This window comes from Dorea amylophila, assembly GCF_025567265.1.
Classification (GTDB): domain Bacteria; phylum Bacillota; class Clostridia; order Lachnospirales; family Lachnospiraceae; genus Dorea_A; species Dorea_A amylophila.
This window is the reverse complement of record NZ_JAOQJW010000024.1, coordinates 1-26045: the sequence shown is the minus strand read 5'-3', so window position 1 is coordinate 26045 and position 26045 is coordinate 1. Positions and strand designations below refer to the sequence as shown.

Sequence of the window (26045 nt, the reverse complement as noted above, 5' to 3'; positions counted from 1 at the left end):
TCTTCTTAAGATTTTTCCGATTTCTTTAAGGAATTTAACATACTTTAGACATATTTGTTTTTTATAATAAATTTAGATAGTTGAGAGAGACAAATTCAACTATCTCCCCCTCATAAAGTAGCACACCGGGAATCCGGTGCAACACTTTACTCTCATTCCTTTAGATAACTATAACGACAACGAACGCCACAGACTGGAAGGTTTGTGGCGTTTGTCGTTTCTTTTTTCTTTTGCAAAATATAATGCTTAAATCTATAACAAATCATCCTGAATATCTTCCTCCAGCATCCGTATCCCCGCAACACTGGTCACCGGCAGCGAGAACACGATCGTACGTTCTTTGCTGTCGAGACCGGCCTGCTCCATGATTGCTTTCATGATCTGATTCTTCTCTCTGCTCTTCGTTACGATCAGAATGACTTCTTTTTCTTCCACCAGTGACACCCCGAGATACTTTTTTGCAAGTTCCATCCCGGTTCCTTTTGCATGGATCACAGTTCCGCCTCCGGCCTTTGCTGACCTTGCCGCATCCATGACCGTGTCGATATATCCCTGATTTGCGATTGCTACCAGAAGTTCATAATCTGTATCTTTCATCGCTGTCTCCTCCTCTTTTTCAAATTCCTGTTCATTTACAAGAAACTGCAGTGTCTTTCTTCCGCCCACGCTGCTAAGCGGCACAATGAACGATACCCCTGTCCCCGGTACATCGATCAGCATCTTCGTGATCAGTCCCCGGCGCAGCTTTTTCCACGTCTCTCCTGTAACGATTGCAAGAAATAACAACTTTTCCGATTCTTCCAGGCCGAAATAATCCAGTACTTCACTCTGTGCCGTCCCTCTTCCGGTCGTTTCCAGAAATACGGGAAGTCCGTACTCTTTAAAAAATGTCCGGAAATCTTTTCTTTTGTTTCTGTTCGTGATGGTCACCATCATATATACCTTACTCATAAATTCTCCCTTACAGCTCTATAATATCCGCATCCCCATATGCCTCCAGCGGTAATACCTTAACAGGCTGCGCGAGCATCTCTTCTTTATCCTTCTTACGCTCCTGATACTGATACACTACGCCCAGTATCTGTATCGTAATAAGTGGTGTCATTGCTACCATTGCTACCACTCCAAATGCATCCGTTACCACATTCCCGCCAACCGCTTCACATGCTCCCTGTGCAAACGGAAGTAAGAAGGTTGCCGTCATCGGTCCGGATGCAACACCGCCGGAGTCAAATGCAATCGCCGTAAATATCTTCGGCACAAATAACGCCAAGATTAGTGCCAGTGCATACCCCGGTACCAGAAACCACAGGATCGAGATACCTGTCAGCACACGTATCATCGCCAATCCAAGGGAAAATGCAACGCCAAGCGACAGGCTATATTCCATTGCTTTTCCCGGTATTGCTCCGGAGGTCAGCTCTTCTACCTGCTCCATCAGCACATATACTGCCGGCTCTGCCTTTACGATAAAGTAACCGATCAGCATACCGATCGGGATGATCACCCAGCGGTAAGGAAGCCCTGCGATCACCTGTCCCAGATAATTACCTACCGGCATAAATCCTACATTTACCCCTGTCAGGAATAATACCAGTCCAATATATGTATACAGGATACCGACCAAAATTTTAATCAGCGTTTTCTTTTTTAATTTCAGGGATACCACCTGAAAGAATGTGAAGAACAGAATGATCGGAAGCAGTGAGCCACCGATTTCCTTCATATAATGTGGGATTCCGGACTCGAATAATTTCCATAATGCTACAGATGTCTCTGCATCCGGTATTACAGTCTCGGAATAGCTGCCACCTTGTGGATGATAGATAATACCAAGAAGCAGTACCGCCAGCACCGGGCCGATCGAACACAACGATACCAGACCGAAGCTGTCCGTCTCTGCGTATTTATCACTACGTACCGCAGAGAATCCGATTCCCAGTGCCATGATAAACGGTACCGTCATCGGTCCGGTTGTCACACCACCCGAATCAAATGCAATCGCCAGAAAATCCTTCGATACAAAAAAAGTCAGGATGAACACCACCGGATAAAAGATCAACAGCATATAGGACAGCGGTTTTGAAAATAACATACGCAATACAGCGGCCACCAGAAAAATTCCGACTCCCACGGCAACCGCCAGAATCAGTGTCATATTTGATACCGAAGGTACCTGCCCAGCCAGCACCTGCAGATCCGGTTCCGATATTGTGATGATAAATCCAAGTACAAAACACAACCCGATGATCACCGGCAACCTTTTTGACTGTGCGATCCGGGTTCCGATCCTCTCTCCCATCGGTGTCATCGACATCTCTGCCCCCAGTGTAAAGAACATCATTCCTACTATCAGAAGGATTGCTCCAATAATAAAAGCCATCAGAATGCCCGGCGGCACCGGTGCGATCGTAAAGCTTAAAATCAATACGATCACAATGATCGGCACCACCGCTTCCAATGACTCTTTTAATTTCTCCATTAATTTTGTCCAATATAATTTCAATAAATATTCATGCCTTTCTGTGTTAATTTTTCTACAGTTTTCTGACTATTCAATATATTCATTATATTATCACAAAATTTAAATCCTATCTATTTTTCTTTCGCTAAGATCTTGTTAAGATTCTTTATTCTATAACCATATCCTTTGCAAACAATGCTGCTCCCAGTGCTCCACAAAGCTGTGCCTTATCACTGATTACCAATGTTGTACCAAGCTTCTCTTCCAGTGTCTTCACCAGTCCCTGGTTCTTTGACACTCCTCCGGTCATCATATAGCGTTCCTCGCCGCCGACACGTTTTGCCAGTGCTGCTGTCTTGGATGCAACGGCTTTATTCAGTCCGTGTACGATATCATCAGTAGCCTTATTCTGTGCAATCAGTGATACGACTTCGGATTCTGCAAATACGGTACACATACTGGAGATCGTAATGTCTTCCTTATATGACAGACCTGCCTTTCCCATATCATCCAGGCTCATTTCCATCGTTCTTGCCATCATTTCCAGGAATCTTCCCGTTCCTGCAGCACATTTATCATTCATAACGAAATTGGCTACAGCCCCGTTCTCATCCAGGCGGATGACCTTGCTGTCCTGACCTCCGATATCAATAACAGTACGGACTTCCGGGTTCAGGAAATGTGCCCCTCTTGCATGACAGGTAATCTCTGTAATACTCTTATCTCCATCAGAAATGGCCGTTCTTCCGTATCCAGTTGTAACCATTGCATCGATGTCTTCTCTCTGAAGTCCCGCATCCTTCAGCGCTTCTTCCAGTGCACGCTCTGCTCCGATTGCTGCTCCCGCACCTGTCGGCAGGATGATACCTGTCACGATATTTTGGTCTTTATCAAGAATTACTACATCTGTACTTGTTGATCCGCTGTCTATTCCGGCAAAATATCCTTTTCCCATCTTCAGTTCCTTCCCTTCCAGTTGTTCCATATTCATGCTCTCTGCAAATGCTTCTAATCTTGTCAGAAGCTGCCCGCTGCTCTGCACCGTATAATCCGATTCGATCTTCAGAAGCGGCACGGTCACATTCTGCTTAATCTGTGCGTATTCAAAACTGTAAAAATCGCAGAATTTCACAGTATGATAAATGATGCCTTTTAATCCGGGATCGTTATATAATCTCTTTCTTCCGCTGTGATCCATCATTCGCATACATGGAATCTGTCCGAGAAGTTCTTTCGCATACCATGCCATCAGCTCATCGAATTCCAGATCTTTTGGCGGCTCTGCCTCGCCCACCGAACGGTTATTGACACAGGTATCATTTTCCACCGGATATGGCATACTTTTCTGTACCATATCAAAAAGTTCATTTCCCATACGTGCACCCAGCACACTGATATGCGGCTTTACGATGCGTTCCGGCTTCTTGAATGCCTGCCGGAACTTCTCTTCATCAAATCTAGTACCTTTATATTCTCCATATGCTTTCGCAAGACCTTTTAACTGCACTGCTGTACGTTCCCTGCTGCATTCTGCATCACAGTGAAGTACATCAATCATATATAAGAAATCCAGTTTCCCGCTGTCTTCCAGAATATCATACACACTCCGAATCGTGTCACAGCAGTTGACCAACACCAGTTCCTTTACTTTTCCACTCATAACAGCTTCCAGAAGGGCCTTGCCGAATCCACAGATATTCGGATGCGCTATCTGATCCGCATGGTCAAAGCCCTGCGGCATCTCATTCAGGTTCTGACATTCCCCGCCGAACGCTTCTAAGAGTTCGATTGGGGTATATTTACAGACATAATATGTTTTATTCATCGTGCGATTCCTCCTGTCTGTCCGTATTTTCATCCGTTTCTGTATTCAGCATCTCTAAGAATGCCCCGAGTCTAGTAGATGTCTGCCCTTCTCCGCCATGACTTCTGTCGCATCCATCGCCGTCCAGGATCAGAAGCGGGATTCCCTGTTCTTCGAATTTGCGCTTGGCAAGCTGTGCTGCTCCAAGGGTATGCTTACATCCCCAGTGTCCGAACCAAACAGCACCGTCTGCTCCTGTCTCCTTTGCATGACGGATTCCTGCTTCGATTCTTCTGATCGCGCTTCCATTTAATGCATGATATACCATACGTCTCGCCATTGCCTCATAAGGCTTCTCCGGATCAAAATCCGGCTCACAGACGTGACTCAGTTCACAGCCGACAATCTGTGCTTTTTCCTGAAAGCATAGCTCGTTCTTCACCGCATCAGACCAGAATGGGATCGTATGCATCCAGTAGATTTTCTTTCCTTTTTTTGCAGGAGCATTCTTTACATCTTTCAAAAGGCGGTCCACATAATCTTCTTCTTCTTTTGTGCCAAGCAAAAGATTGTTGGTCATTCCCACATAAAGAGGCGTAACCAAATCTGCCGGAACATATTTATCTGCACTTTCTTTCTCATACTGTGCAAACTTCTCCAGTGTCCGTTTGCTTCTTCTAAGCCGTTCTGTTAATGCCTCATCTGTAATCTTTTTACCCGTACATTCTTCTATAAACTCTTTCAGCTTCCGAAGCTGGTCTGACACATACTGTACATTGTCCTCATTCTGCTGCATCGGGACATCAATTGCAAAGATTGGCACTTCATACATTTTCGCCAACTTTTTAAACGTCAGAAGGTTTGCATCACAAGTCAGGTTCGTGTACACAATACATTTTGGTTTCGGAAGCACTTTCTTCTGCGCCGCTCCGATAAATGTCTTGTGATAACTGCAAAGTGTCTCGGATATGCCCGTATTCTCCGCCTGCTGTAAAAATGCTCTTTCTGACTTAGATGCAGAAAGATAGCAGGAAAATCCTTCCACATTATACGGATGGATTCCTGCCTCCTGCAACAGTTCGCAAGGAGTAAAGATACTGACTATTGCACTTTCCTGTGGTTTTTCCAAAGGCATAAGCATCGTATCCATCATAAGTCTTGCCAGATACCGGTCTGCCGGCATCAGTCTTTTGTCCGGGGCAAACCGGAACTTCAGATTCTGTGCCTTCCATCCGGTCTTTAAAAGCCATCTGGCTCTGTCCGGATTCTCATTACTCCATTTTTCTATATAATTTCCATATGTTTCTATGATCTTCATGTTCTCATCCTCGTCTTACCCTGTTGTCTGTTTCCCTTTTTCTTCCTTATTCAAGTATAAAAAACATTTAACATCATACTCTTCTTTTTTATAAAATGCAAATATACAGCAGCAATTTTCCGCAAATCTGCTGCTGTATATAGATATCAACGTATACTACCTTGTATTTTTTTGTTTTCTTTTTTCCTGTACAAGCACTAACACGAATCCGGCTATTCCAATCAGTGACAATACTTTTCCTGTTGTTGTTCCCGGTGCATGATAGATGATCTTCAATTCATGGTTACCACTTTCAATCTTACACCCCAGAAATGCCGTATTTACTTTTTGTATCTCTGTTTCTTTTCCGTCAATATAAATCTTAAAATGTTTATCATAAGGGATGGACGTAATAAACCATCCATCTTTCTTTACATGAATTGTCCCCTGGATCACGTTATCTTCTGTCTGCTTTTTGTCCACCTGGATTTCTGACTGATACAACAATTCTGACCGTTCCGGCAGACTGCCAAGATATGCCTGTACATGCCTTAATCGATATTTCCCTTTGCCAAATGTCACAGAAATATTATCTTCTCCGTCCTTTAACGGCACTGCATAGGTAAATATCTTATTTTCATTATAATATACATGATCTTTCGCGCTTAGTTTGTTACGGATTCCGTTGATCCAGACTGCCACGTCCTTATTCGGATGTGCGTTGTCCACCCGGACTCTTAAAAAAAGAATCTGTTTCTGCCCCTCTTGCTGCATCGTTTTCTGCTCCGCTCCACCTGTAGTTCTATTATTAGCCATTTTCAGACTAACCGGCGCATAGGCTGTCATTATGTTCTGATCTGAAGATTCCGTATGTTCTCCAACAACCGCATATTCCAAAAATGCCGTCTGATTATATGGAAATGCAAGTTTCTTATATTCCTCTTCCGTCATCACACGATCTGTTGCATACATGACCGGTGCTGCGTCTTTATTCTGATATATACCGGTTGTGCCGCATTTCTTAACCAGAGTATATCCTGGCACATCCGAATCTGATACGATATACCGCACTCCCATCATCCGTTGAAATACCGGATTTTTCGAGACAGACTGCATCATCCCATTGCGGAACGGTTCTTCCAGTCCGAATATCTTCTGACGGAATGTCTGATAGTCCGGATTGTATGCCGATGAATAGATGGAAGTAATATTCTGCTCCACATCCCAGATCCGGTTTAAATCTGCTGCATTTTCGTCATCACTTCCCATCTGTTCTGTACGGTAATATCCATCATCATCTTTCAATGCTTCTTTTACGGCCTGTCTGTTCTGTTCTCCTATAACATCCCGATACAGTTTGCGGCTGACATACCTGTCCGGCTTCATCTGATAAAAAGTGTTCATCGTGACCGCCAGACATATCACCGACGGCAGAGCCAGCATCAGAATCTCTTTCATTTCTTTGTAGTGTCTCTTTATCGCACAATACAGCACATAACAGATCAGAAACAGAATACTTTCTGCAAGCAGGACTTTCCATATACTTTCCCCTATGCCTTTTGAAACAAACTGATTTCTTGCCATATAAACGAATATCGTTGTGATGATATATGGAATCATTCCTGCAATAAAAGACAGTTCTCTTTTTCTGCACTTTTCCAGATAAATGGAAATCAGATAACAAAGCAATGGCAGAAACGGAATAAAGACTTTATCCCTGATATATAGTCCGCCATTCAATAAGTAAGCAAATACCGGAATCACAAGTACGATCACACATCCATATGTGAGTACCTTTTCATATACTTTCCGATACAACAATCCCGTGAGCAGAACTGTGATCACCAGTGTCGTAAGTCCGATTCCATAGATACTATAAGCAAATCGTTCTACTGTGATCTGCGGAATAAAAAAGGAAACAAACGATGTGTTCTGCTCTTTACTTCTCCCACCCGTCAATGCGAGTGCCGTCGGTACCAGAAAGAAACCACTCATGAGTACTGCCAGAATCATCGAACGCACGAAACACAATCCATCCCGCAAAAAGCTGCGAACTGTGACCCTGTTTCCTTCTCTCTGTTCAAAATAGCGGTGCAGTCCATAAAGAACCAATGACAGCATTCCGCCAATACTGAAATAAAAACTGGTCATGATCATCAGAAATACACTAACTGTAAAAAGACCACTTTTTTCTTGCTCAAAATACCGGTCTACACCTATGAGTGCCAGACATAAGAACGGCATATAATCCACAAACATGATCTGCCCGCTGTACTGACCGATCATCGGTCCTGCCAGCAGGAACATCAGTGACAGGATAAAAGCAGTGCCTGTATCCGTCTTTCTGCTTTTCAGCCAGTAATAAAACAGCAGTACCGAAGCAGTCAGACCTGTTATGCTGACCGCCATGATGTAATCCGACATTTTCACAAACGGAAGCAGATATGACGGCAGAATCAACGGACTATATAGTCCGTAATAAGCAAAATGATAAATATTCTGGCCGCCGCCCAGATTCGCCGCAAATTCGGGAAAGAACTTTCCGGTTGCATAAAACTGCTGCCGGAAATAATCCGGCAGCACACTATGCTGACTGAGCCAGTCTACCTTTGCTCCAAAGATTCCATATCTGCCCACAAACATCCGGCAAAAAAAGAGTGTTAAGCCTGTAAGCAACAGGTAAGGAATGTATCTCTTAACCTTGTCCATAACTCTTCCTCCGCAGATTTTGTGATAATGGCATCATCATGATCCGCTGTTCTTCTTTACTGGAATCCTTTAACAGGTATACAGGCCGGTTCTTTACTTCCAGATATGTCTTGGCAAGATACTGTCCCAGAATTCCGGTACACAGAAGCTGTACACCACCCACGCCAAACAAGATACAAACCATCGATGGCCATCCGGCCACCGGATCTCCCCAGATTAATGTACGGACTACGATCGCAACAATCATCAGGAATGATAATCCGCAGAACAAAACTCCCATATACGCTGCAATCGACAGCGGAACTACAGAAAATCCCGTGATTCCCTCCAACGAGTAAATGAATAATTTCTTTACATTCCATTTTGTTTCTCCGGCAGATCTTTCGATATTCTCATATTCCAGCCATTTGGTGCGGAATCCGACCCACCCGAAGATTCCTTTGGAAAAGCGGTTATATTCACTCATTTCCAGCACTGCATCTATCATCTTACGGTTCATCAGGCGGTAATCTCTGGCACCACTTACAATCTCTGTCTTGGAAATCTTATTGATTACGTTGTAAAACTCTTTAGATAAGAATGAACGGATCTTTGGTTCACCCATTCTTGTTGAACGTCTGGTTGCCACGCTGTCATATGATTCTTCTTTTAAAATTCTGTACATATCAGGCAGCAACGACGGCGGATCCTGCATATCTACATCCATGATTGCTGCATAATCACCGCTTGCGTTTTGAAGTCCTGCATAGATCGCAGCTTCTTTCCCAAAGTTTCTGGAAAAGGAAAGATACTGACATCTTCCGTCCTTTCTGTGTAAGTCTTTCATAATCTCATATGTTCTATCGGATGACCCGTCATCTACAAATAGCAGTTCAAAACTGGTCTGTTTTTTCATGCTGTCCATGACTTTTTTCATTTCTGCATAATAAATTGGCAATGCTTCTTCTTCATTGAAGCACGGGATGATAATACTGATCTTGTCCATAACAATAAGCCTCCTCATCTTTTTCTTGATGCTATTGTAGGCTTCGTTTCTTAAAGACATACGCAAATAATTCTTAAGATTTCTTAAAAACTTCTGTTATTTTTTAAAATATAAGTTCTATCTTCGTACCTTCACCCAGTTTACTGTCCACATGGATCTTCGCCCCATGAAGCATTGCTCCATGCTTTACGATAGACAGTCCAAGACCTGTTCCACCTGTTTCTTTAGAATGGCTTTTGTCTACACGATAAAAACGTTCAAAGATACGGTCCGTCTCATTCTCCGGGATTCCGATTCCGGTATCCGTAACGCAGACCTTCTTTCCTTGCAGGGTATTACCTACCCAAACGGTTAATTTTCCGCCTTCTTTGTTATACTTGATTGCATTTTCACAGATATTGTAAATCATCTCATCCAGGATCTGACGGATACCCACATACTCTACCGGTTCTCCCGTCACCTCTACATGCACTTTCCGCTTCGCTGCCTGTGGTGAAAGTCTGGTCAGAATCTCCCTCGTCAGCTTATAGAGATCTACTTCTTCTTTTTCCAGCTGCACATTGCCCTCATCCAGTTTTGATAACTTGATGATATCTTCTACCAAAGTGATCAGACGTCTTGCTTCATTATAGATTCTTTCCGCAAAACCTTTCATATCTTCCGGCTTTACCAGTCCGCTTTTCATGATTTCTGCGTAACCTGAAATTGACGTAAGCGGTGTCTTCAGTTCGTGAGATACATTTGCCGAGAATTCTTTTCTCATATTGGCAACTGCATCTTTTTCTTTATTCTGCTTGTCGATACTCTGTAAAAGAGGTGTTAATTCTTCGTACACGTCATTCTCCAATGGATTCTCAAGATCCAGTCTGTTGATCGGGCGGATCAGTCTCGTTATCTGCCATTTTACAAGGATTCCCGCAAATGCCAGCATGATCAATGCGATCAGCCCCATCGCCGGGAATACCTTCATTGCTGTCCGGAATGCAGTATCTACCGTCTTTGATACTCGCAAGATATCTCCATTTTCCAATTTCACTGCATAATAGAACATCTCTTTATTCAATGTATTCGATTCACGGATATCCTGACCACTTCCGTTTTTCAGCGCAGCTTTTACTTCCGGCCGGTTCTTGTGATTCTGAAGGGTTACATCATCTTCTTTTGAGTCATATTTCACCTTACCATCCGGATCGATCAGGGTAATTCTTGTGTCCACATGCACGTTATCCATCGTCTTCAGATAAGACTCCCCGGAAGTGTCGAGTGCTACGTTAATATAGTCCGCTTCCTGTCTTACCTCTCCTTCCATGATATGGATCGTCTGGCGGTATACAACCAGCGTGGTGATCGCATAAGCTATGAGCATCGTCAGGGTAATGACAAGAATCATGCTGCTTTGGATCTTTTTTCTCATACTTTGTTTCATATTATTACCTGCTCATACGGTATCCGACTCCGCGGACCGTCTCAATCTGTTCGCCTGCATCTCCAAGCTTCTGTCTTAAAGTTCTGACATGCACATCCACGGTTCTCGTCTCCCCGTCGAAATCATATCCCCAGATATCTTCCAGAAGCTGGTCTCTGGTAAGGACAATATTCGAATTCTTCATCAGGCGTTTCAATAATTCATACTCTTTCAGTGTCAGGTTCACCACTTCTCCGTGAACGGTCACTTCATGCTTCTTCGGATCCAGCCGGATCTCTCCGATCTCAAATGCATCCTCTCCGGATATGCTTCCATTTGCGCTGCGTCTTAATACAGCCTTGATACGTGAGATCAACTCCATCATGCCAAATGGTTTTGTAACATAATCATCCGCACCGGAATCCAATCCTTTTACCTTATCGTATTCTGCTCCCTTGGCTGTAACCATGATGACCGGAATCTCTCTCGTTTTCTTAGATGCTTTTAACTTACTCAAAAGCTCCATTCCGTCTTCTCCCGGCAGCATAATATCAAGCAAAACAAGCTCTGGCGTCTCTAATGCCAGAGCTTCAAGGAATGAACTTCCATCTTCGAATCCGCGCGCCTGAAACCCTGTGCTCTCCAGGGTATACACCACCAGTTCCCGTATGTTACTGTCATCTTCTACACAAAAAATCATTCCTCTTTCTCCTTCTTTATACTACAGAAGCCTTGTGGATTCCTGTGATAGAGAATTCCACCCACTCTGCGATATTTGTTGCATGGTCTGCGATACGTTCCAGATATTTTGCAACCATGATCAGATCAATCGCCTCTCCCCCCTGCTCTCCTTTATTTTCCGCAATAAAGTCGATCAGTGTTGTCTTCACTTCTTCAAAAAGTTCATCCACGATATCATCATCTTTTATAACTTTTCTGGAAAGTTCAAGGTCTTTTTCCACATATGCATTGACGCTGTCACGCACCATCTTTCCGGCCGCTTCTGACATTTTGATGATCTTTGGAATGTCCTGTGCTTCCGACTTCTCCTCTGTAATGATGATCTCTGCAATATCCGAAGCCTGATCGCCGATACGTTCCATATCTGTGATCATTTTCAATGCCGCTGAAATCTGTCTCAAATCTTTTGCCACAGGCTGCTGCTGGAGAAGCAGTTTCAAACAAAGTCTTTCAATATCTGTCTCTGCCTGATCGATCTCTTCATCTGCCTCGATCACCTTCTGTGCCTGTTCCATACTTCCTTCTTTTAATGCTGTTGTTGCTTTTCCGATTGCAACTTCACATAATTCACCCATACGTGTAAGCTGCTCATTAAGTAACTCCAGCTGCTGATCAAACCGATTACGCATATCCTAGCCAAACCTCCCTGTGATATAATCTTCCGTTCTCTTATCTGCCGGAATCGAAAATAATTTTTCTGTTTCATTATATTCAATGACTTCTCCCAACAGGAAGAATGCCGTATTATCAGACACACGTACCGCCTGCTGCATATTATGTGTTACCATAACGATAGTATAATCTTTTTTCAATTCCATCGCAAGGTCTTCTATCTTAGATGTCGAGATAGGATCCAGTGCCGATGTCGGTTCATCCATAAGGAGCACTTCCGGCTGCACCGCCAGTGCTCTTGCAATACAAAGTCTCTGCTGCTGGCCGCCTGACATTCCAAGTGCGCTGGTCTTTAATCTGTCCTTGCATTCATTCCAAATTGCCGCATCTCTTAAGGATTTTTCTACCAGGTCATCCAATTTTGCTTTTGAACGTATTCCGTGGGTTCTTGGTCCATAAGCAATATTATCATAGATACTCATTGGAAACGGATTCGGTTTCTGGAACACCATTCCAACTCTCTTTCTTAATAAATTCACATCGATATCACGGAAAATATCCTTGCCATCCAGAAGAATCTCTCCGTCAATCTTACATCCCTCTACCAGATCATTCATACGGTTGATTGATTTTAATAATGTAGACTTTCCACATCCGGATGGACCGATGAATGCTGTGATCTTATTCGCTTCTATCTCAAGATTCACATTTTTCAGAGCATGGAAATCACCGTAATGAAGTTCCATGTTCTTGATACTTATTTTACTCATGTATGATTCCTTCCTGTTTTTTTCTGATTTATCTCTGTACAGCTGCTATGCTTTTGTAATCCGTTTGGCGATCATGCCCGACAGGGTATTGATCACAACTACCAGAACCAGCAGTACTACAGCCGTCGCATAAGCCTGATTCATATAAAGGCCTTCACTTGACAGATTATACATGTGCACTGCCAGGGTTCTTCCTGAACTCAATACATTCTTCGGCACCTTTGCAACAGTACCTGCTGTATAGATCAGTGCCGCTGTCTCTCCGACGATTCGTCCGATCGCCAGGATCACACCTGCAAGGATTCCCGGTATCGCCGATGGAAGTACGATCCGAAATACTGTACGTAATTTTCCTGCTCCCAGCCCGAAACTTCCTTCTCTGTAAGAATCCGGTACGGATTTCAATGCTTCTTCTGTACTTCTCATGATCAGCGGTAATACCATGATCGCAAGAGTAAACGCTCCTGCCAGAATCGAAAATCCCCATTTACAGGTATTTACAAAGAACAGCATACCAAACAGTCCATATACGATAGATGGAATTCCCTGAAGCGTCTCTGTTGTAAGTCTGATTACTTCTACAAATTTATTCCCACGTTTTGCATATTCCACAAGGAAGATCGCTGCGAAGATCCCAAATGGAACTGCGATCAGAAGTGATAACAGGGTCATGATCACTGTGTTGATCAATGCCGGCATCAGCGAGGCATTTTCCGATGTATAATGAAGTGAGAAAATGGATGGTTTCAAATACGGAACACCATGCGCCAGCACATATACGATCAGAAATATAAGTACTGCAAATGTCATAATTGCAGAAAGCATGACAAGAAGCATTACGATCAGTGATCCAGGAGTTCTGGTATATGCTTTTAACTTATCTTTCCATGTTACTTCATTACTACTCATAATTCTTCCCCCTCTTCAAAAGTGCTACACAGAAGTTCAGAAGAAGGATAAATACGAAGAGAACTACGCCGGTTGCAATCAGTGCTTCTCTGTGAAGTCCGGATGCATATCCCATCTCAATTACGATATTTGCTGTCAGTGTTCTGACTCCTCTGAAGATTCCTTCCGGCATTCTCGGCTGATTACCAGCCACCATGATCACTGCCATCGTCTCTCCGATCGCACGCCCGATTCCAAGAACAATAGCTGCCACTACTCCGGATTTGGCTGCCGGTAAAACAACAGTAAAGATTGCTCTTTCATGTGTTCCGCCAAGTGCTACCGCACCTTCATAGTACTGTGTAGGAACTGCTCTAAGCGCAGATTCCGTAAGTCCGATGATCGTTGGTAAGATCATCATTCCCAGAAGAATGGATGCTGTGATCATACTGCTTCCGTTCCCCCCCTGATGAAGTGTTCTTCCGATTTCTCTTACCCACGGTACGAGAACTACAAGACCGAAAAATCCATAGACAACGGATGGGATTCCTGCCAGAAGTTCTGTTGCCATCTTCAGTGGTTTATAGATTACTTTCGGACAGTAGAATGCCATGAATACTGCTGTCAGGATTCCAATCGGTACACCGATGATAATTGCGCCGGCCGTTACATACAGACTTCCAATGATCATCGGAAAGATTCCGTATATGTCATTCTTTGGTTTCCATAATTCACCGGTCAGGAATTCCCCGAATCCGATTTTACTCATTGCAGGAATTCCATTTGCAAACAAGAAAATACAAATGAGTGCAACCGCCAGTACTGAAGCACAGGCGGCAACTGCAAACACTCCCTGCATGAATTTCTCTGTCCATGCTTTTGATTTCATATTATTTCACTACCTCATCCCATGTGGTTGCATCACCAGTGTAAATTGTCTTTACCTGATCACTGCTGAGTTCATCTGTTGTATTGTTTTTATTTACAATAACTGCAATACCGTCTGTAGCAATTACCTGGCTGTCCAGTTTATCTTTTTCTTCATCCTGTAATTCACGTGATGCCATTCCGATATCATAACTTCCATCGATTGCTGATGTCATACCTGTTGTAGAGTCTGTAGTCTGAAGCTCAATCTCTGCTCCTGTATTGACTTTCTTATATGCCTCGATCAGTTTTTCCATAACCGGTGATACGGAAGAGGATCCGCCGACAACTGCTTTTCCGGATGGCTTGCTTCCCGCATAAGCTTCTGCTGAATCGTCTCCGATATATCCGTTGTCTGAAATTACCTGCTGTCCTTCTTTACTCATGATATAAGCAATGAAGTCTTTTACCACTTCGTTATCTGCACCTTTCTTTGTTGCAATGTTAAATGGTCTGCAGATTTTATATTTTCCATCTTTGATGTTCTGCTCTGTAGCTTCTTCTCCGTCAATCTTTAAAGCTTTTACTGTATCATTTAATGATCCGAGTGATACATAACCGATTGCATAATCATCTCCGGCTACTGTTGTAAGCATTACGGATGTGCTGTTTGTGATCTGTGCATCATCTGTTGTCATATCAACTTTTTCGCCGTCTTTCTTTTCCTCAATCCCGAAAAGTTCGATGAATGCTCCTCTTGTTCCTGAACCATCTTCTCTTGAAACAATTGTGATATCATTTGAAGAATCCCAGTCGCTTTCACTCTTGCTGCTCTTGTCATCTGAGGAAGCACTGTCGGAGCTTCCACATCCGACTGCAAGTCCTGCTGTCATTGTTGCTACTGATAAAATTGCAATAAACTTTTTCAACTTCATAATCATACTCTCCTTAGATTCTCATCTTTTTTCATTCTGATTTTTTTCCTTGTCGTTTTCGACAATAGTTATCTTAAGGGACCTATGTTAAATCCAAAATCCGTGGATTGTTAAATATATGTAAAGTGTATGCAGAAATTTTATAGAAATGTAAAATCACTTTTTTCACAGCCGGATTTTATGACTGTGCGCTTTCAAATTGAATTTCTTAATTTTTCATGCTATAATTCCTCTACAGGACTGTCTGAAAATGCTTTTTCTGATATGTTCTTATTACTTATTTACAAAAACAAACAGAAAATTTACATTATAAAAAAGAAAGAGGATTATAATTCTATGTGGATTGCAGATCAATGGAAAGATTATGAAGTAATCGATTGTAGTAATGGTGAAAAATTAGAACGCTGGGGACAATACACTCTGGTCCGTCCGGATCCGCAGGTAATCTGGGATACTCCGAAGACAGAACGCGGCTGGAAACATATGAACGGTCACTATCACCGCAGTAAGAAAGGCGGTGGGGAATGGGAATTCTTCAGTCTCCCGGAACAATGGCAGATTCATTATAAAGACCTTACATTCAACCTGAAGCCTTTTAGTTTCAAACATACCGGTCTTTTTCCGGAACAGGCAACAAACTGGGACTGGTTCTCTGAGAAGATCAGAAATGCAGGAAGACCGATCAAAGTACTGAATCTCTTTGCTTACACAGGTGGTGCTACTCTCGCAGCCGCTGCTGCCGGAGCAAGTGTTACACATGTAGATGCTTCTAAAGGAATGGTTGCATGGGCAAAGGAAAATGCAGCCTCTTCCGGATTATCTGACAGACCGATCCGCTGGCTGGTCGATGACTGTGTAAAATTCGTAGAGCGTGAGATCCGCCGTGGCAATCAGTATGATGCCATCATCATGGACCCTCCGTCATACGGACGTGGACCTAAAGGTGAGATCTGGAAGATCGAGGATGCAATTCATCCGCTGATCAAGTTATGTACACAGATTCTGTCGGATGACCCATTATTCTTTCTGGTCAACTCCTATACAACAGGACTTGCACCGGCCGTTCTGACTTATATGCTTGGAACGGAGCTCAAGAAATGGAACGGACATGTGGATTCACAGGAGATCGGACTTCCTGTTACGCATTCCGGACTGGTGCTGCCTTGCGGGGCTTCTGGAAGATGGGAAGCGGTTTAATGCAATAGGAACTGAATTTCCTGGTCCCGAATAAAATATAGAAGCGCTTTCTGTGCTTAAAAGTTTCTAACCATGATCTCATATACACAGAAAACGCTTCTATATTTTTTTCAGTTCCGTTTTCGCTTGCTCTAATTGTTTCATTTTTATCTAGTTTGAAAGCCGCCAGGGACAGGAAAAAATCCACTTTTCCCGTCCTCTATTACATCTGCCAACGAATCGCAGACCCGGTATGTAAGTTTCCGTATCTCCTCCGTCGGCTGTACAAGATCCGGCACCATGATCACCTTCATTCCTGCCTGATGTGCTGACAGGATTCCTCCCGGAGCATCCTCAAACGCCATGCAATATTCCGGCGGTATTCCAAGACTTTCACTTGCTTTCTGATATATCTCCGGATCCGGCTTCGCTTTCTTAACCATATCTCCACAGACCACACTGTCAAAATACGAATCTATTCCGGCCCGGATCAGATTCCCCATGGCATACTCTCTGCTGGAAGATGTCGCTACCGCCATCTTATATCCTTGTACTTTTCCGTATGCCAGCAGTTCTTTTACACCTTTTTTCAGTGGAAGACCTTCTTTATCCACAATTTTCCAGAAGTTATCCCGTGTCAGTCTTCCAAATTCTTCAAATGGAAAGTCTTCCCGGATATATTTTCTGAAATATTCATTCCGGCCTGCGCGGTTCATTCCGAGTGTGTGATAGATGACGTCCCCCATATGCGGGATTCCCAATTCATCACCTGCGATCTCCCATGAGCGCTGTACAATACGCTCAGAATCGAACAACAGACCATCCATATCAAATATAAATGCTTTTATATCCATTTTAGAACTCAATGCCTCTTCCAAGTGCATCCTTCAGATAATCCGCAACTTCTTCTAATTTATGTATGGCTTCCATCTTCTCTTCAAACTCGTCCCCGACAGATTCTTTATTAATAAGTGCCTGTTGGATTTTCTTTACATCTTTGATCAAATTCTCTGTCATATCAAAAGCCCCCTTTTTATTATCTTGCAGGAAATTTACTTTCCGATAATCGATTTATCCTAATGTATATATTATGATTATAGCATAATTTTTTTACTATTCTCTGAAATTATGTTACATTTTAATTAATTTTTGCATATTATCATTTTTTTCAGATTTGTTCATGCATCATTCTGATAAATTCCTCCATCACACGTGTTTTGTACTTGTGTGTTTTGTAGTAAAAGAAGACTTTTCTCTTCGCTTCTTCTCCGTCTAATTTGTAATACACCAGGTTTTCAAATGTCGGGAGCTGGCTTACCAGGATATCACTGATGAATGTTGCTCCAAGCTGCGTAGACGAGGCCATATATGCTGTCGACTGCTGATTGAATTCCAGCACGATATTGGGCTTAAATCCGACGTTTCGGCACAGCCTGTCTCCTCTGGTTCTGGTATCATTTCCCTGAGTCAGCATAATAAACGGAAGATCCGCAAATCTCCCTAACGGAACTGCCGGATATTTCTGGCTCAGGTAATTTTTATTTTTGATATTCTTATAAGAAAGCTGATACATTCCCAGTTCTTCATTTACGGCAAAATGTTTTGGAACCGCAAGTAATATATTTTCTTCGCAATATAATTCTTTATTATATAGAATACTGTCATAGTGATAATTATCAATGACAAAATCCAGCGCATTACTGCCCAGCATTTCTTCCAGTTCGGCTGTATTCCCCTCTATCAGCTGAATATGTACATCCGGAAATTTCTGATTAAATTGGGTGATCAGAGACGGTACCACATATGCGGCAAACAGCGTACTTGCTCCTACTGCAAGATTCCCCGTCTTCAGACCCGCCAGGTCATTGATGTAATTCTCTACCCGCTGTTCGATCTGGGTGATCTCCTCCGCTGCCTCAATATATACTTTTCCGACCTCTGTAAGCTGAAGCGGTGTTGTACTTCTGTCAAATAACGGTTCCCCGATAATCTCTTCAATCTTTTTGATCCTTGCACTCAAAGACGGCTGACTGATGTACAGATTCTGTGCCGCTTTGGTAAAACTTCTTTCTTTATACACTTCATAAACATATTTTTTCCATACAAACATACACGTAACCTCCCATATCCTGCTATCATCTGTTTCCTCTTTTCACATGACAGCTATAGTCAGACTCTTATAATTGTTATAACACTATAAGTATTGGATTCTCTGTCCACACGAACGTATCATTATATTAATGAAACAATTATTCCAATATGAATTTGGGGTTTATTGGAATAAAGATAAAATAATAAAAAGCGGGGAATAAAATTATGAAGCCAATCGTACGCGCCGGGCGCATGAAACCAGTACACTCTGATATCCGTGGTCCATTATTTGTAGAAGCCATGAATCGCCAGAAACAGGGAATCGATATCTTAAAATTAAATACCGGGAATCCTGCAACCTTTGGCTTTGGTCTGCCTGACAGCATCAAAAACGCTCTGCTGGAACACATGCAGGACGGTGTCGGCTACTGTGACTTCAAAGGAATGCCTCAGGCAAGACAGGCAATCTGTGATTATGAGACCAGTAAAGGTATCAAAGGTATCACATCAGATGATGTATTCATCGGTAACGGTGTCAGCGAAGTGGTATCTTTCGCCTTAACACCTTTGTTAAATGATGGAGATGAGGTCTTAGTTCCTTCTCCAAGCTACTCCCTCTGGGGAAATTCCATATATCTTGAAGGTGGGAAACCGGTCTTCTATACCTGTGATGAAAAAGCCAACTGGTATCCTGATATCAAGGATATCCGGTCTAAGATCACAGATAAAACTAAAGCAATCGTTATCATCAATCCAAATAACCCGACCGGTGTACTCTATCCAAAGGAACTCCTTCTTGAGATCATCCAGATTGCAAGAGAATCCGGACTTCTGATCTTTGCAGATGAAATCTATGACCGTCTCGTTATGGATGGCAAACAGCACATCTCTCTTGCTTCACTGACAGAGGATGTTCCGGTCATTACATTAAACGGTCTGTCCAAATCACACTGTCTGTGCGGATACCGCTGCGGATGGATGGTCATCAGCGGTCCAAGAGAACTGACCGAGGATTACAGACAGGGCATCATCCAGTTAACATCTCTGCGTCTGTGCGCCAATACCATGGCACAGATCGTCATCCCTGCAGCTCTTGATGATATGGAGACACCTGCTTCTATGGTTCGGCCGGGCGGCAGAATCTATGAGCAGCGTGAAGCAACCGTTCGTGAACTTGAGAAGATCGACGGTCTGTCATTTATAAAAAATGACGCTGCATTCTATGTCTTCCCGAAACTGGACGTGAAGAAATTCAACATCACCAATGACAAGCAATTTGCTCATGATCTGCTGGATGCCACCAATATCCTGCTCGTTCCGGGCAGTGGATTCGACTGGAAAGATCCGGATCACTTCCGTATTGTCATGCTTCCGCAGGCAGATATCTTAAGTGATGCGATTCGCCGGATGGGAACATTCCTTGACGGATATAAGCAGAAATAATATGAGCAGCAGCCATCCTTAAATAGTACATAGATAAAATACATTCCCGGTAAAAATCCAATCTCTCTTTTTTCGTCGATGTTTCAGTTATCCGGGAATGTATTTTTATCTGCTTTTCACTGTATTCCAGGCTCCGACTACTTCATTTACGGTACTGACGGTCACAAATGCATGTTCATCTGTTTCGTGGATGAAAGATAATAATTTTCCATATTCATTCTTTTCTAATATCGTTACAACTTCTACATGCTCTGCATGATCCAGGCCTCCATATGCCGGATAAATCGTCGCACCTCTGCGTAATTCCCTTACAATATAACTCTGAATTTTTTCATGCTCCTTTGAAAGAATGGATACTTTCTTACGCACATGGAATCCATCACAGAACCGGTCTAATACCTGACCGTAGATCAACGTACCAACAAGACTTATTACCATTGTCTCTCGATCATATACAAAGATTGCTGCCATCGATATGAGCACACCTATGATCGTAATACTCTGTCCTATTTTAAATCCAAGATACTTATTGATCAACTTCGCAACAATATCAATTCCCCCGCTGGATGCATTCATGTTAAATAAGACGGCCTGTCCTGCACCAACCACGATCATGAAGCATACCAGATCGATCACGATATTCCCGGACAAGGATTCCACATGCGGAGTCAGTATCTCAAAAATCCTCAGATACATCGGAAGCATAAGTGATGCAAGAACGGTCTTCACACCGAATTCCCTGCCGATAAAAATATACCCTATGACCAACAGTACCATATTTAAGACAAATGTAATTGTCGATACCGGTAACGGAATGATCTTTACCAGAACAAGAACCAGTCCTGACAGACTTCCAAGCACCAGATTATTTGGCATCATTTCATAATATACAGCTGCCGACATTAAGAACATGCCGCCTAGCATCATAATAAATTCTTTTTTTGTTATCTTCATTTCATTCTTCCTTAATTCAATATTTCTGCACAAAGATGTACTCCTCTTTTTTTGTGCAAAGAGGAGTACATCTTTCCTTCCTATGACTGCTTCAGATGATATATTTTTCTACTCTTCTCCCTCAACCAGACTATTCAGCTTCTGGTTTGCAGCAAATAACAACACGGTAAATATCAGCATGATCGCACAAATTCCGATGAATACCGGCCAGAGTACACTTGCTTTTACCGAAGCATCTGCTCCGACTCCACGGGTAATTTCACATAATGCCATCACACCAAATGCCAGTCCGACAAACAGAAATCCAAGTCCTACTTTTTTGAACATATTCATATCTCCCTGTGGACGTTCTGCAAGCTTTAATATCTTTTGTCGACAATCGTCAATGATTGAATGTAATATATCATATTTTTGTATGTTTTTCAACATATTATTTGTATTTTATATCTCTTTTTGTATTTTATGCACAACATCTGTCATTTCAAAACCTGCTGCATACTAAAAAGATCGTTACAGGCATCTCCTTACAACACATGACAAAAAAAGAAATGCCTGTGTCATTACACCAACATTTCTCTTTTTCATCCATCATTCATTTTCCCGGAATCATGCTCTCCAAGATCCCTCTACGACTTCTTTATGAAATCAGAAAGTCCAGTGAAAACTTCGTGTCTGCTTCCGTCATTCCCTGTTCTTTTAAAAGTCTGTGGATCGTACTCATATAATGATCCGACAATACCCTGCAGATTTCTTCTTTCTTCCTGCTCTTGCATGCTTCCAGCAGTTCTTTATGTATCGGATATTGTCGTGTGATTACTGCTTTTTTGTCCGATGCCAGATTATACCCCGTTACGATATTCCCATAATTCAGACTTTTCCATGCCTTATACAAACTTTTCATTCCGGTCATTCTGATCAGACAGCTGTGGAACTTATTATCATATGAAAACAGCTGATCATATTCGTCCACATCCAGATTCTTCATGCGTTCCAGGATTTTTTCCATCTCCTGCAGCGTTTCTTCCGGTATCTTTCCTCCCAGAAGACGCACTGCCATAATCTCATAATTCGCACGCATCAGATAGATTTCAAATGATTCTTCGAATGTGATCTCTTTCACAGAACATCCGGCATTTCTTACATATTCTACCAAGCCTTCGTTCTCCAGTTCGCGCAGTGCCTCTCTGATCGGCGCACGACTGGTCTGGAATTCCTTTGCGAGTTCCTGTTCGACAATCTTCTGCCCCGGCTGCAATTCCCTGTTAATGATCCGTTTTCTTATAATATCTACAATACTTTCACGTAATGTCTTATATCCTAATTCTGTCATAACTTCTGTTATCCTGTCTTATTTTTCTAACTACTGGTTAATCTGATAATTTCCATCCGAATCAGCCTGTATATGCGATGCATAAAATGTCTCTACCGCTTTCACCATATACTCCGTGTCCTTTACACCGGCCGTCTCATAGGCCGAGTGCATGGCAAGCTGCGGTAATCCAATATCCACTGTATTCATGGACACCTGCGTCATCGCAATATTCCCCAATGTACTTCCCCCGGCTTCATCCGAACGATTAGCAAAATACTGTAATGGTACGCCTGCTTTTTCGCAGATCATCCTGAATACTGCCACACTGACCGCATCACTCGTATATTTCTGTCCGGCATGTGATTTGATCACAATGCCGTCATTCATATAGACGCAATTTGTCGCATCCGTCTTCTGCCTGTAATTCGGGTGTACCGCATGGGCATTGTCACAGCTCAGCATAAAGCTTCCTGCTACTGCACGGTAGAATTCCTCTTCGTTCTTTCCAAGTGCTTTGTTCATCCGCCACAATACATCATAAAGAAATGTAGATGCAGCTCCCTGTTTTGTTCCCGAACCCACTTCTTCGTTATCAAAACAGGCATAGACATTGATATTCTGTTCATTTTCCGCTGCCAGGAATCCTTTCATGGATGTAAATGCACACTGCAGATCATCCAGTCTCGGACACCCGATAAATTCACGGTTGCTTCCCCATCTGACCGCTCCCATACGGTTATACAAGAACAGATCCATGCCATAGATATCAGTATCTTTTAATCCCAATTCTTCTGCAACTAAGGATCTTACCTCTCCTTGTTCTTTCACGCTTCCCGATAATACCGGTAACATATCAATCTGTTTATTAACAGCTCTTCCTTCATTCACTTTCCGGTCCATATGAATTGCAAGACTCGGAATCATCAGAAGATCTCTGTCCACCTTCACGAGTCTGGTTTCGATTCCTTCCCCATTCTTAACCATAACTCTTCCGGCCAGTGACAATGGTCTGTCGAACCATGTCTGGCAGATCATACCGCCGTAACCTTCGGTATTCAGTACCGTATATTTCTTTGCGACCTCAATCTCCGCATTTTCTTTCAGTTTAAATGCCGGCGAATCACTGTGTGATGCTGTCACATGGAAACTGTAGTTGTCCAGTTCTTTTCCGGCTTTTACTGCAATGATACTGGAATTATTTCTTGTTACATAGTATCTTTTCCCAGGTTTGATCTTCCACTTTTCTGACTCTTTTAATTCTTCGAATCCTTCCTGCTTCAGGATCTCTTTTAACTCTGCAACCGCATGAAATGCTGTCGGTGCATGTTCTATAAATGTTGTCAGTTCTGATATGATATTTGTTTCCATTATATTCCTCTTCATCTTCCGTTTTGTTCCGTTCCTGTCTGACAAATGTAAACGGTTCTTTACTGTACTTCCCCATAATACATCAGATCGTCATTGCAAACAAGCACCAACCGCCAAAGAAATCCCTGTTTATTTTGCAAACATACCAACGATATCTTTTACCATCACAACAGCTTTATCCATTCCTTCTACTGTAATGTGCTCATATACCCCGTGGAATGCATATCCGCCTGTTCCAAGATTCGGACAAGGAAGTCCTTTGAAGCTTAATCTTGCACCATCCGTTCCCCCGCGTATTGGCGCAACATCCGGAACGATATCTGCATTCTCGGCCGCTTTCTTCGCATATTCAATGAGCTGCATACATGGTTTGATCTTTTCACGCATATTGTAATAAGATTCTACTATCTCAATTTCAACCGTTCCTGCTCCATACTTTTCATTCAGACTGCCTGCAATCTCCTGCATTTTTGCTGCTCTTGCATGGAATCCTTCTGTATCAAAGTCACGGATAAAGTACTTCATCTTTGTCTCTGTAACATTTCCATGAAAGCTTACCAGGTGATAGAATCCTTCGTACCCTTCCGTTGTCTCCGGTCTTTCTGATACCGGCAGCATCTGGTGGAATTCTGTTCCGATCGTCTGCGAATTCACCAGTACATCTTTTGCAGTTCCTGTATGTACACTGACACCATGGATCGTGATAAATGCTGTAGATGCATTGAAGTTCTCATACTGGATCTCACCTTCGGCGCTTCCATCTAAAGTATATCCGTAATCTGCTCCGAATCCTTCTACATCGAAATGCTTCGCTCCCCTTGCGATCTCTTCATCCGGTGTGAATCCGATACAAATTTTTCCATGTGGAGTTCCGTCTGTCAGGATCTCTTCTACAACAGTCAGTACTTCTGCAATTCCTGCTTTGTCATCTGCCCCAAGAAGTGTCGTTCCGTCCGTTGTGATCAAAGTCCGTCCTTTTAAATCTGCCAGATACGGGAATTCTTCTACTTTAATCATCTTTCCGCTTGTTCCAAGTACCACATCTTTCCCATCATAGTTCTCAATGATCTGCGGATGAATATTGTCTCCGGATGCATCCGGTGCTGTATCCATATGTGCGATCAGTCCCAATGCCGGTGCCTTCTCACATCCCGGTGTTGCCGGAACAGAACCATATACATATCCTTTCTTGTCCACTCTCGCATCCACGATTCCCAGTTCTTTCATCTCTTCTACCAGTAACTTTGCAAGTACCAGTTCTCTGTCTGCTGATGGAACAGTCTCACTGTTCTCATCGCTTGTTGTCCACACGGACACATACTTTAAAAATCTTTCGTAAGCTTTCATCTTACTTCCTCGCTTTCTGCATTTCATATTCTTATTGTAAATCATCCTTTGTTAAATGTATATTGGCGAATGTCGACAATATAATGTTCTTAATTTTGTTATATTTTTCTTTGAATTTATGTTAAAATTCTTCTAGATGTTATAATAACAACTAATTTATATCATATCAAAGTGAGGTACATACATATGAAATTAATGATTGCATCCGATATCCACGGCTCCGCTTACTACTGCCGTAAAATGCTCGAAGCTTACAAACGTGAAGATGCTGACCGTCTTCTCCTTCTCGGAGACATCCTTTATCACGGTCCACGCAATGACCTGCCAAAAGATTACAATCCAAAGGAAGTCATTGCCATGTTAAATCCTATGAAACAGGAGCTGCTCTGTGTCCGCGGTAACTGCGATACGGAAGTAGACCAGATGGTACTGGAATTCCCGATTCTTGCCGACTACTGCTTCCTTGAAATTGACGGGCGCACCATCTTCGCTTCTCACGGACATCATCACAATCCAAAGAATCCTCCGATGTTGAAAGAAGGAGATATTCTTCTGAATGGTCATACACACATTCCTGCAAATGAAGATATGGGGGATTTTATCTATATGAATCCAGGTTCTGTATCAATTCCTAAGGAAGGTTCTGCTCATGGATATATGATCTGCGAGGGCGGCGAATTCACCTGGAAGGATCTGGAAGGAAATATCGTTGGGATTTAATTTAGAAGGCATGACTACCCAGACCTGCATAAAAAGTAGGCATCAAATGCCTTAAGAACGGCAAGTGCGTAACGGTTGTGACAGCGGAAGGTTACAGTAATCAGCTGTCATTAGCGGATTTTCAAGGCTTTTGACAAGATTGTGTACCGTAGTGGAC

Annotated in this window: 24 protein-coding genes; 3 read left to right on the top strand and 21 right to left on the bottom strand. The window is 42.7% G+C overall.

The annotated features are described in order from the left end of the window. Nucleotides 1–252: 252 nt before the first annotated feature. The 13 genes from OCV72_RS13865 to OCV72_RS13805 all read right to left on the bottom strand — a co-directional run bounded on the left by OCV72_RS13865 (nucleotide 253) and on the right by OCV72_RS13805 (nucleotide 15477). Entirely contained in the window at nucleotides 253–951 is a 699-nt protein-coding gene (locus OCV72_RS13865; protein ID WP_055284386.1) for a P-II family nitrogen regulator, read from the bottom strand. A 10-nt stretch (nucleotides 952–961) separates the two neighbouring features. Continuing rightward, nucleotides 962–2482, bottom strand: a complete 1521-nt coding sequence (locus tag OCV72_RS13860; protein WP_055284384.1) for a DUF1538 domain-containing protein — start codon at nucleotides 2480–2482, stop codon at nucleotides 962–964. Nucleotides 2483–2630: 148 nt separating this feature from the next. Next, complete coding sequence (locus OCV72_RS13855; protein WP_055284382.1) at nucleotides 2631–4289, bottom strand: acyl-CoA dehydratase activase; 1659 nt, start codon at nucleotides 4287–4289, stop codon at nucleotides 2631–2633. Beyond that, nucleotides 4282–5586 (bottom strand): 2-hydroxyacyl-CoA dehydratase subunit D, encoded by a 1305-nt coding sequence (locus tag OCV72_RS13850; protein WP_055284380.1) that lies wholly within the window; start codon nucleotides 5584–5586, stop codon nucleotides 4282–4284. The genes OCV72_RS13855 and OCV72_RS13850 overlap by 8 nt, the downstream gene beginning before the upstream one ends. 156 nt (nucleotides 5587–5742) lie before the next feature. Beyond that, complete coding sequence (locus tag OCV72_RS13845; RefSeq protein ID WP_055284378.1) at nucleotides 5743–8274, bottom strand: YfhO family protein; 2532 nt, start codon at nucleotides 8272–8274, stop codon at nucleotides 5743–5745. Beyond that, nucleotides 8261–9259, bottom strand: coding sequence for a glycosyltransferase family 2 protein (locus OCV72_RS13840; RefSeq protein ID WP_055284377.1), 999 nt, complete (start codon nucleotides 9257–9259; stop codon nucleotides 8261–8263). Before OCV72_RS13840 ends, OCV72_RS13845 begins: the two co-directional genes overlap by 14 nt. 103 nt (nucleotides 9260–9362) lie before the next feature. Further along, nucleotides 9363–10673, bottom strand: coding sequence for a sensor histidine kinase (locus tag OCV72_RS13835; RefSeq protein ID WP_055284455.1), 1311 nt, complete (start codon nucleotides 10671–10673; stop codon nucleotides 9363–9365). A gap of 16 nt (nucleotides 10674–10689) precedes the next feature. Then, a complete protein-coding gene (locus tag OCV72_RS13830) occupies nucleotides 10690–11364 on the bottom strand; it encodes a winged helix-turn-helix domain-containing protein (RefSeq protein ID WP_055284376.1) in 675 nt (224 codons plus the stop codon). Between the two features lie 16 nt (nucleotides 11365–11380). Then, complete coding sequence (gene phoU, locus OCV72_RS13825; protein WP_055284375.1) at nucleotides 11381–12034, bottom strand: phosphate signaling complex protein PhoU; 654 nt, start codon at nucleotides 12032–12034, stop codon at nucleotides 11381–11383. A 3-nt stretch (nucleotides 12035–12037) separates the two neighbouring features. Beyond that, a complete protein-coding gene (gene pstB, locus OCV72_RS13820) occupies nucleotides 12038–12787 on the bottom strand; it encodes a phosphate ABC transporter ATP-binding protein PstB (protein WP_055284374.1) in 750 nt (249 codons plus the stop codon). 45 nt (nucleotides 12788–12832) lie between these two features. Next, complete coding sequence (gene pstA / locus OCV72_RS13815; RefSeq protein WP_055284373.1) at nucleotides 12833–13696, bottom strand: phosphate ABC transporter permease PstA; 864 nt, start codon at nucleotides 13694–13696, stop codon at nucleotides 12833–12835. Next, nucleotides 13689–14564: a phosphate ABC transporter permease subunit PstC gene (pstC, locus tag OCV72_RS13810; RefSeq protein WP_055284372.1), complete on the bottom strand. Its 876-nt coding sequence runs from the start codon at nucleotides 14562–14564 to the stop codon at nucleotides 13689–13691. The genes pstA and pstC overlap by 8 nt, the downstream gene beginning before the upstream one ends. Nucleotide 14565: 1 nt before the next feature. Next, nucleotides 14566–15477 carry a substrate-binding domain-containing protein gene (locus tag OCV72_RS13805; protein ID WP_055284371.1) on the bottom strand — a complete coding sequence of 304 codons (912 nt, stop codon included), beginning with the start codon at nucleotides 15475–15477 and terminating at the stop codon, nucleotides 14566–14568. 336 nt (nucleotides 15478–15813) lie between these two features. Here OCV72_RS13805 and OCV72_RS13800 point away from each other — a divergent pair, with 336 nt between their 5' ends. Beyond that, on the top strand, nucleotides 15814–16674 hold the full coding sequence (locus OCV72_RS13800; RefSeq protein WP_055284453.1) for a class I SAM-dependent methyltransferase: 861 nt from the start codon (nucleotides 15814–15816) through the stop codon (nucleotides 16672–16674). A 146-nt stretch (nucleotides 16675–16820) separates the two neighbouring features. Here OCV72_RS13800 and OCV72_RS13795 read toward each other — a convergent pair whose 3' ends face one another. The 3 genes from OCV72_RS13795 to OCV72_RS13785 form a co-directional block, all read right to left on the bottom strand. Then, nucleotides 16821–17507 carry an HAD family hydrolase gene (locus OCV72_RS13795; protein ID WP_081021080.1) on the bottom strand — a complete coding sequence of 229 codons (687 nt, stop codon included), beginning with the start codon at nucleotides 17505–17507 and terminating at the stop codon, nucleotides 16821–16823. A gap of 1 nt (nucleotide 17508) precedes the next feature. Beyond that, nucleotides 17509–17670: a hypothetical protein gene (locus OCV72_RS13790; RefSeq protein WP_171029252.1), complete on the bottom strand. Its 162-nt coding sequence runs from the start codon at nucleotides 17668–17670 to the stop codon at nucleotides 17509–17511. Between the two features lie 151 nt (nucleotides 17671–17821). Further along, complete coding sequence (locus tag OCV72_RS13785; RefSeq protein WP_055284369.1) at nucleotides 17822–18763, bottom strand: LysR family transcriptional regulator; 942 nt, start codon at nucleotides 18761–18763, stop codon at nucleotides 17822–17824. A gap of 206 nt (nucleotides 18764–18969) precedes the next feature. Between OCV72_RS13785 and OCV72_RS13780 the strand changes: the two genes are divergently transcribed. Next, the gene (locus OCV72_RS13780) at nucleotides 18970–20187 is read left to right on the top strand and encodes an aminotransferase class I/II-fold pyridoxal phosphate-dependent enzyme (RefSeq protein ID WP_055284368.1); all 1218 of its coding nucleotides are present in this window, start codon (nucleotides 18970–18972) and stop codon (nucleotides 20185–20187) included. Nucleotides 20188–20292: 105 nt separating this feature from the next. Here the strand turns inward: OCV72_RS13780 and OCV72_RS13775 are convergent, their stop codons facing one another. From OCV72_RS13775 to pepT, 5 genes are all read right to left on the bottom strand, one after another. Further along, the gene (locus tag OCV72_RS13775; RefSeq protein ID WP_055284451.1) at nucleotides 20293–21141 is read right to left on the bottom strand and encodes a YitT family protein; all 849 of its coding nucleotides are present in this window, start codon (nucleotides 21139–21141) and stop codon (nucleotides 20293–20295) included. 108 nt (nucleotides 21142–21249) lie between these two features. Then, nucleotides 21250–21468 (bottom strand): hypothetical protein, encoded by a 219-nt coding sequence (locus OCV72_RS13770; RefSeq protein ID WP_055284367.1) that lies wholly within the window; start codon nucleotides 21466–21468, stop codon nucleotides 21250–21252. Nucleotides 21469–21778: 310 nt separating this feature from the next. Further along, complete coding sequence (locus OCV72_RS13765; protein ID WP_022416019.1) at nucleotides 21779–22471, bottom strand: GntR family transcriptional regulator; 693 nt, start codon at nucleotides 22469–22471, stop codon at nucleotides 21779–21781. Between the two features lie 30 nt (nucleotides 22472–22501). After that, a complete protein-coding gene (locus tag OCV72_RS13760) occupies nucleotides 22502–23821 on the bottom strand; it encodes a M18 family aminopeptidase (protein ID WP_055284366.1) in 1320 nt (439 codons plus the stop codon). Nucleotides 23822–23950: 129 nt separating this feature from the next. Then, nucleotides 23951–25168 carry a peptidase T gene (gene pepT / locus OCV72_RS13755; protein WP_055284365.1) on the bottom strand — a complete coding sequence of 406 codons (1218 nt, stop codon included), beginning with the start codon at nucleotides 25166–25168 and terminating at the stop codon, nucleotides 23951–23953. Nucleotides 25169–25354: 186 nt separating this feature from the next. Here pepT and yfcE point away from each other — a divergent pair, with 186 nt between their 5' ends. Further along, a complete protein-coding gene (gene yfcE, locus OCV72_RS13750) occupies nucleotides 25355–25888 on the top strand; it encodes a phosphodiesterase (RefSeq protein WP_055284364.1) in 534 nt (177 codons plus the stop codon). The last annotated feature ends 157 nt before the right edge of the window (nucleotides 25889–26045 follow it).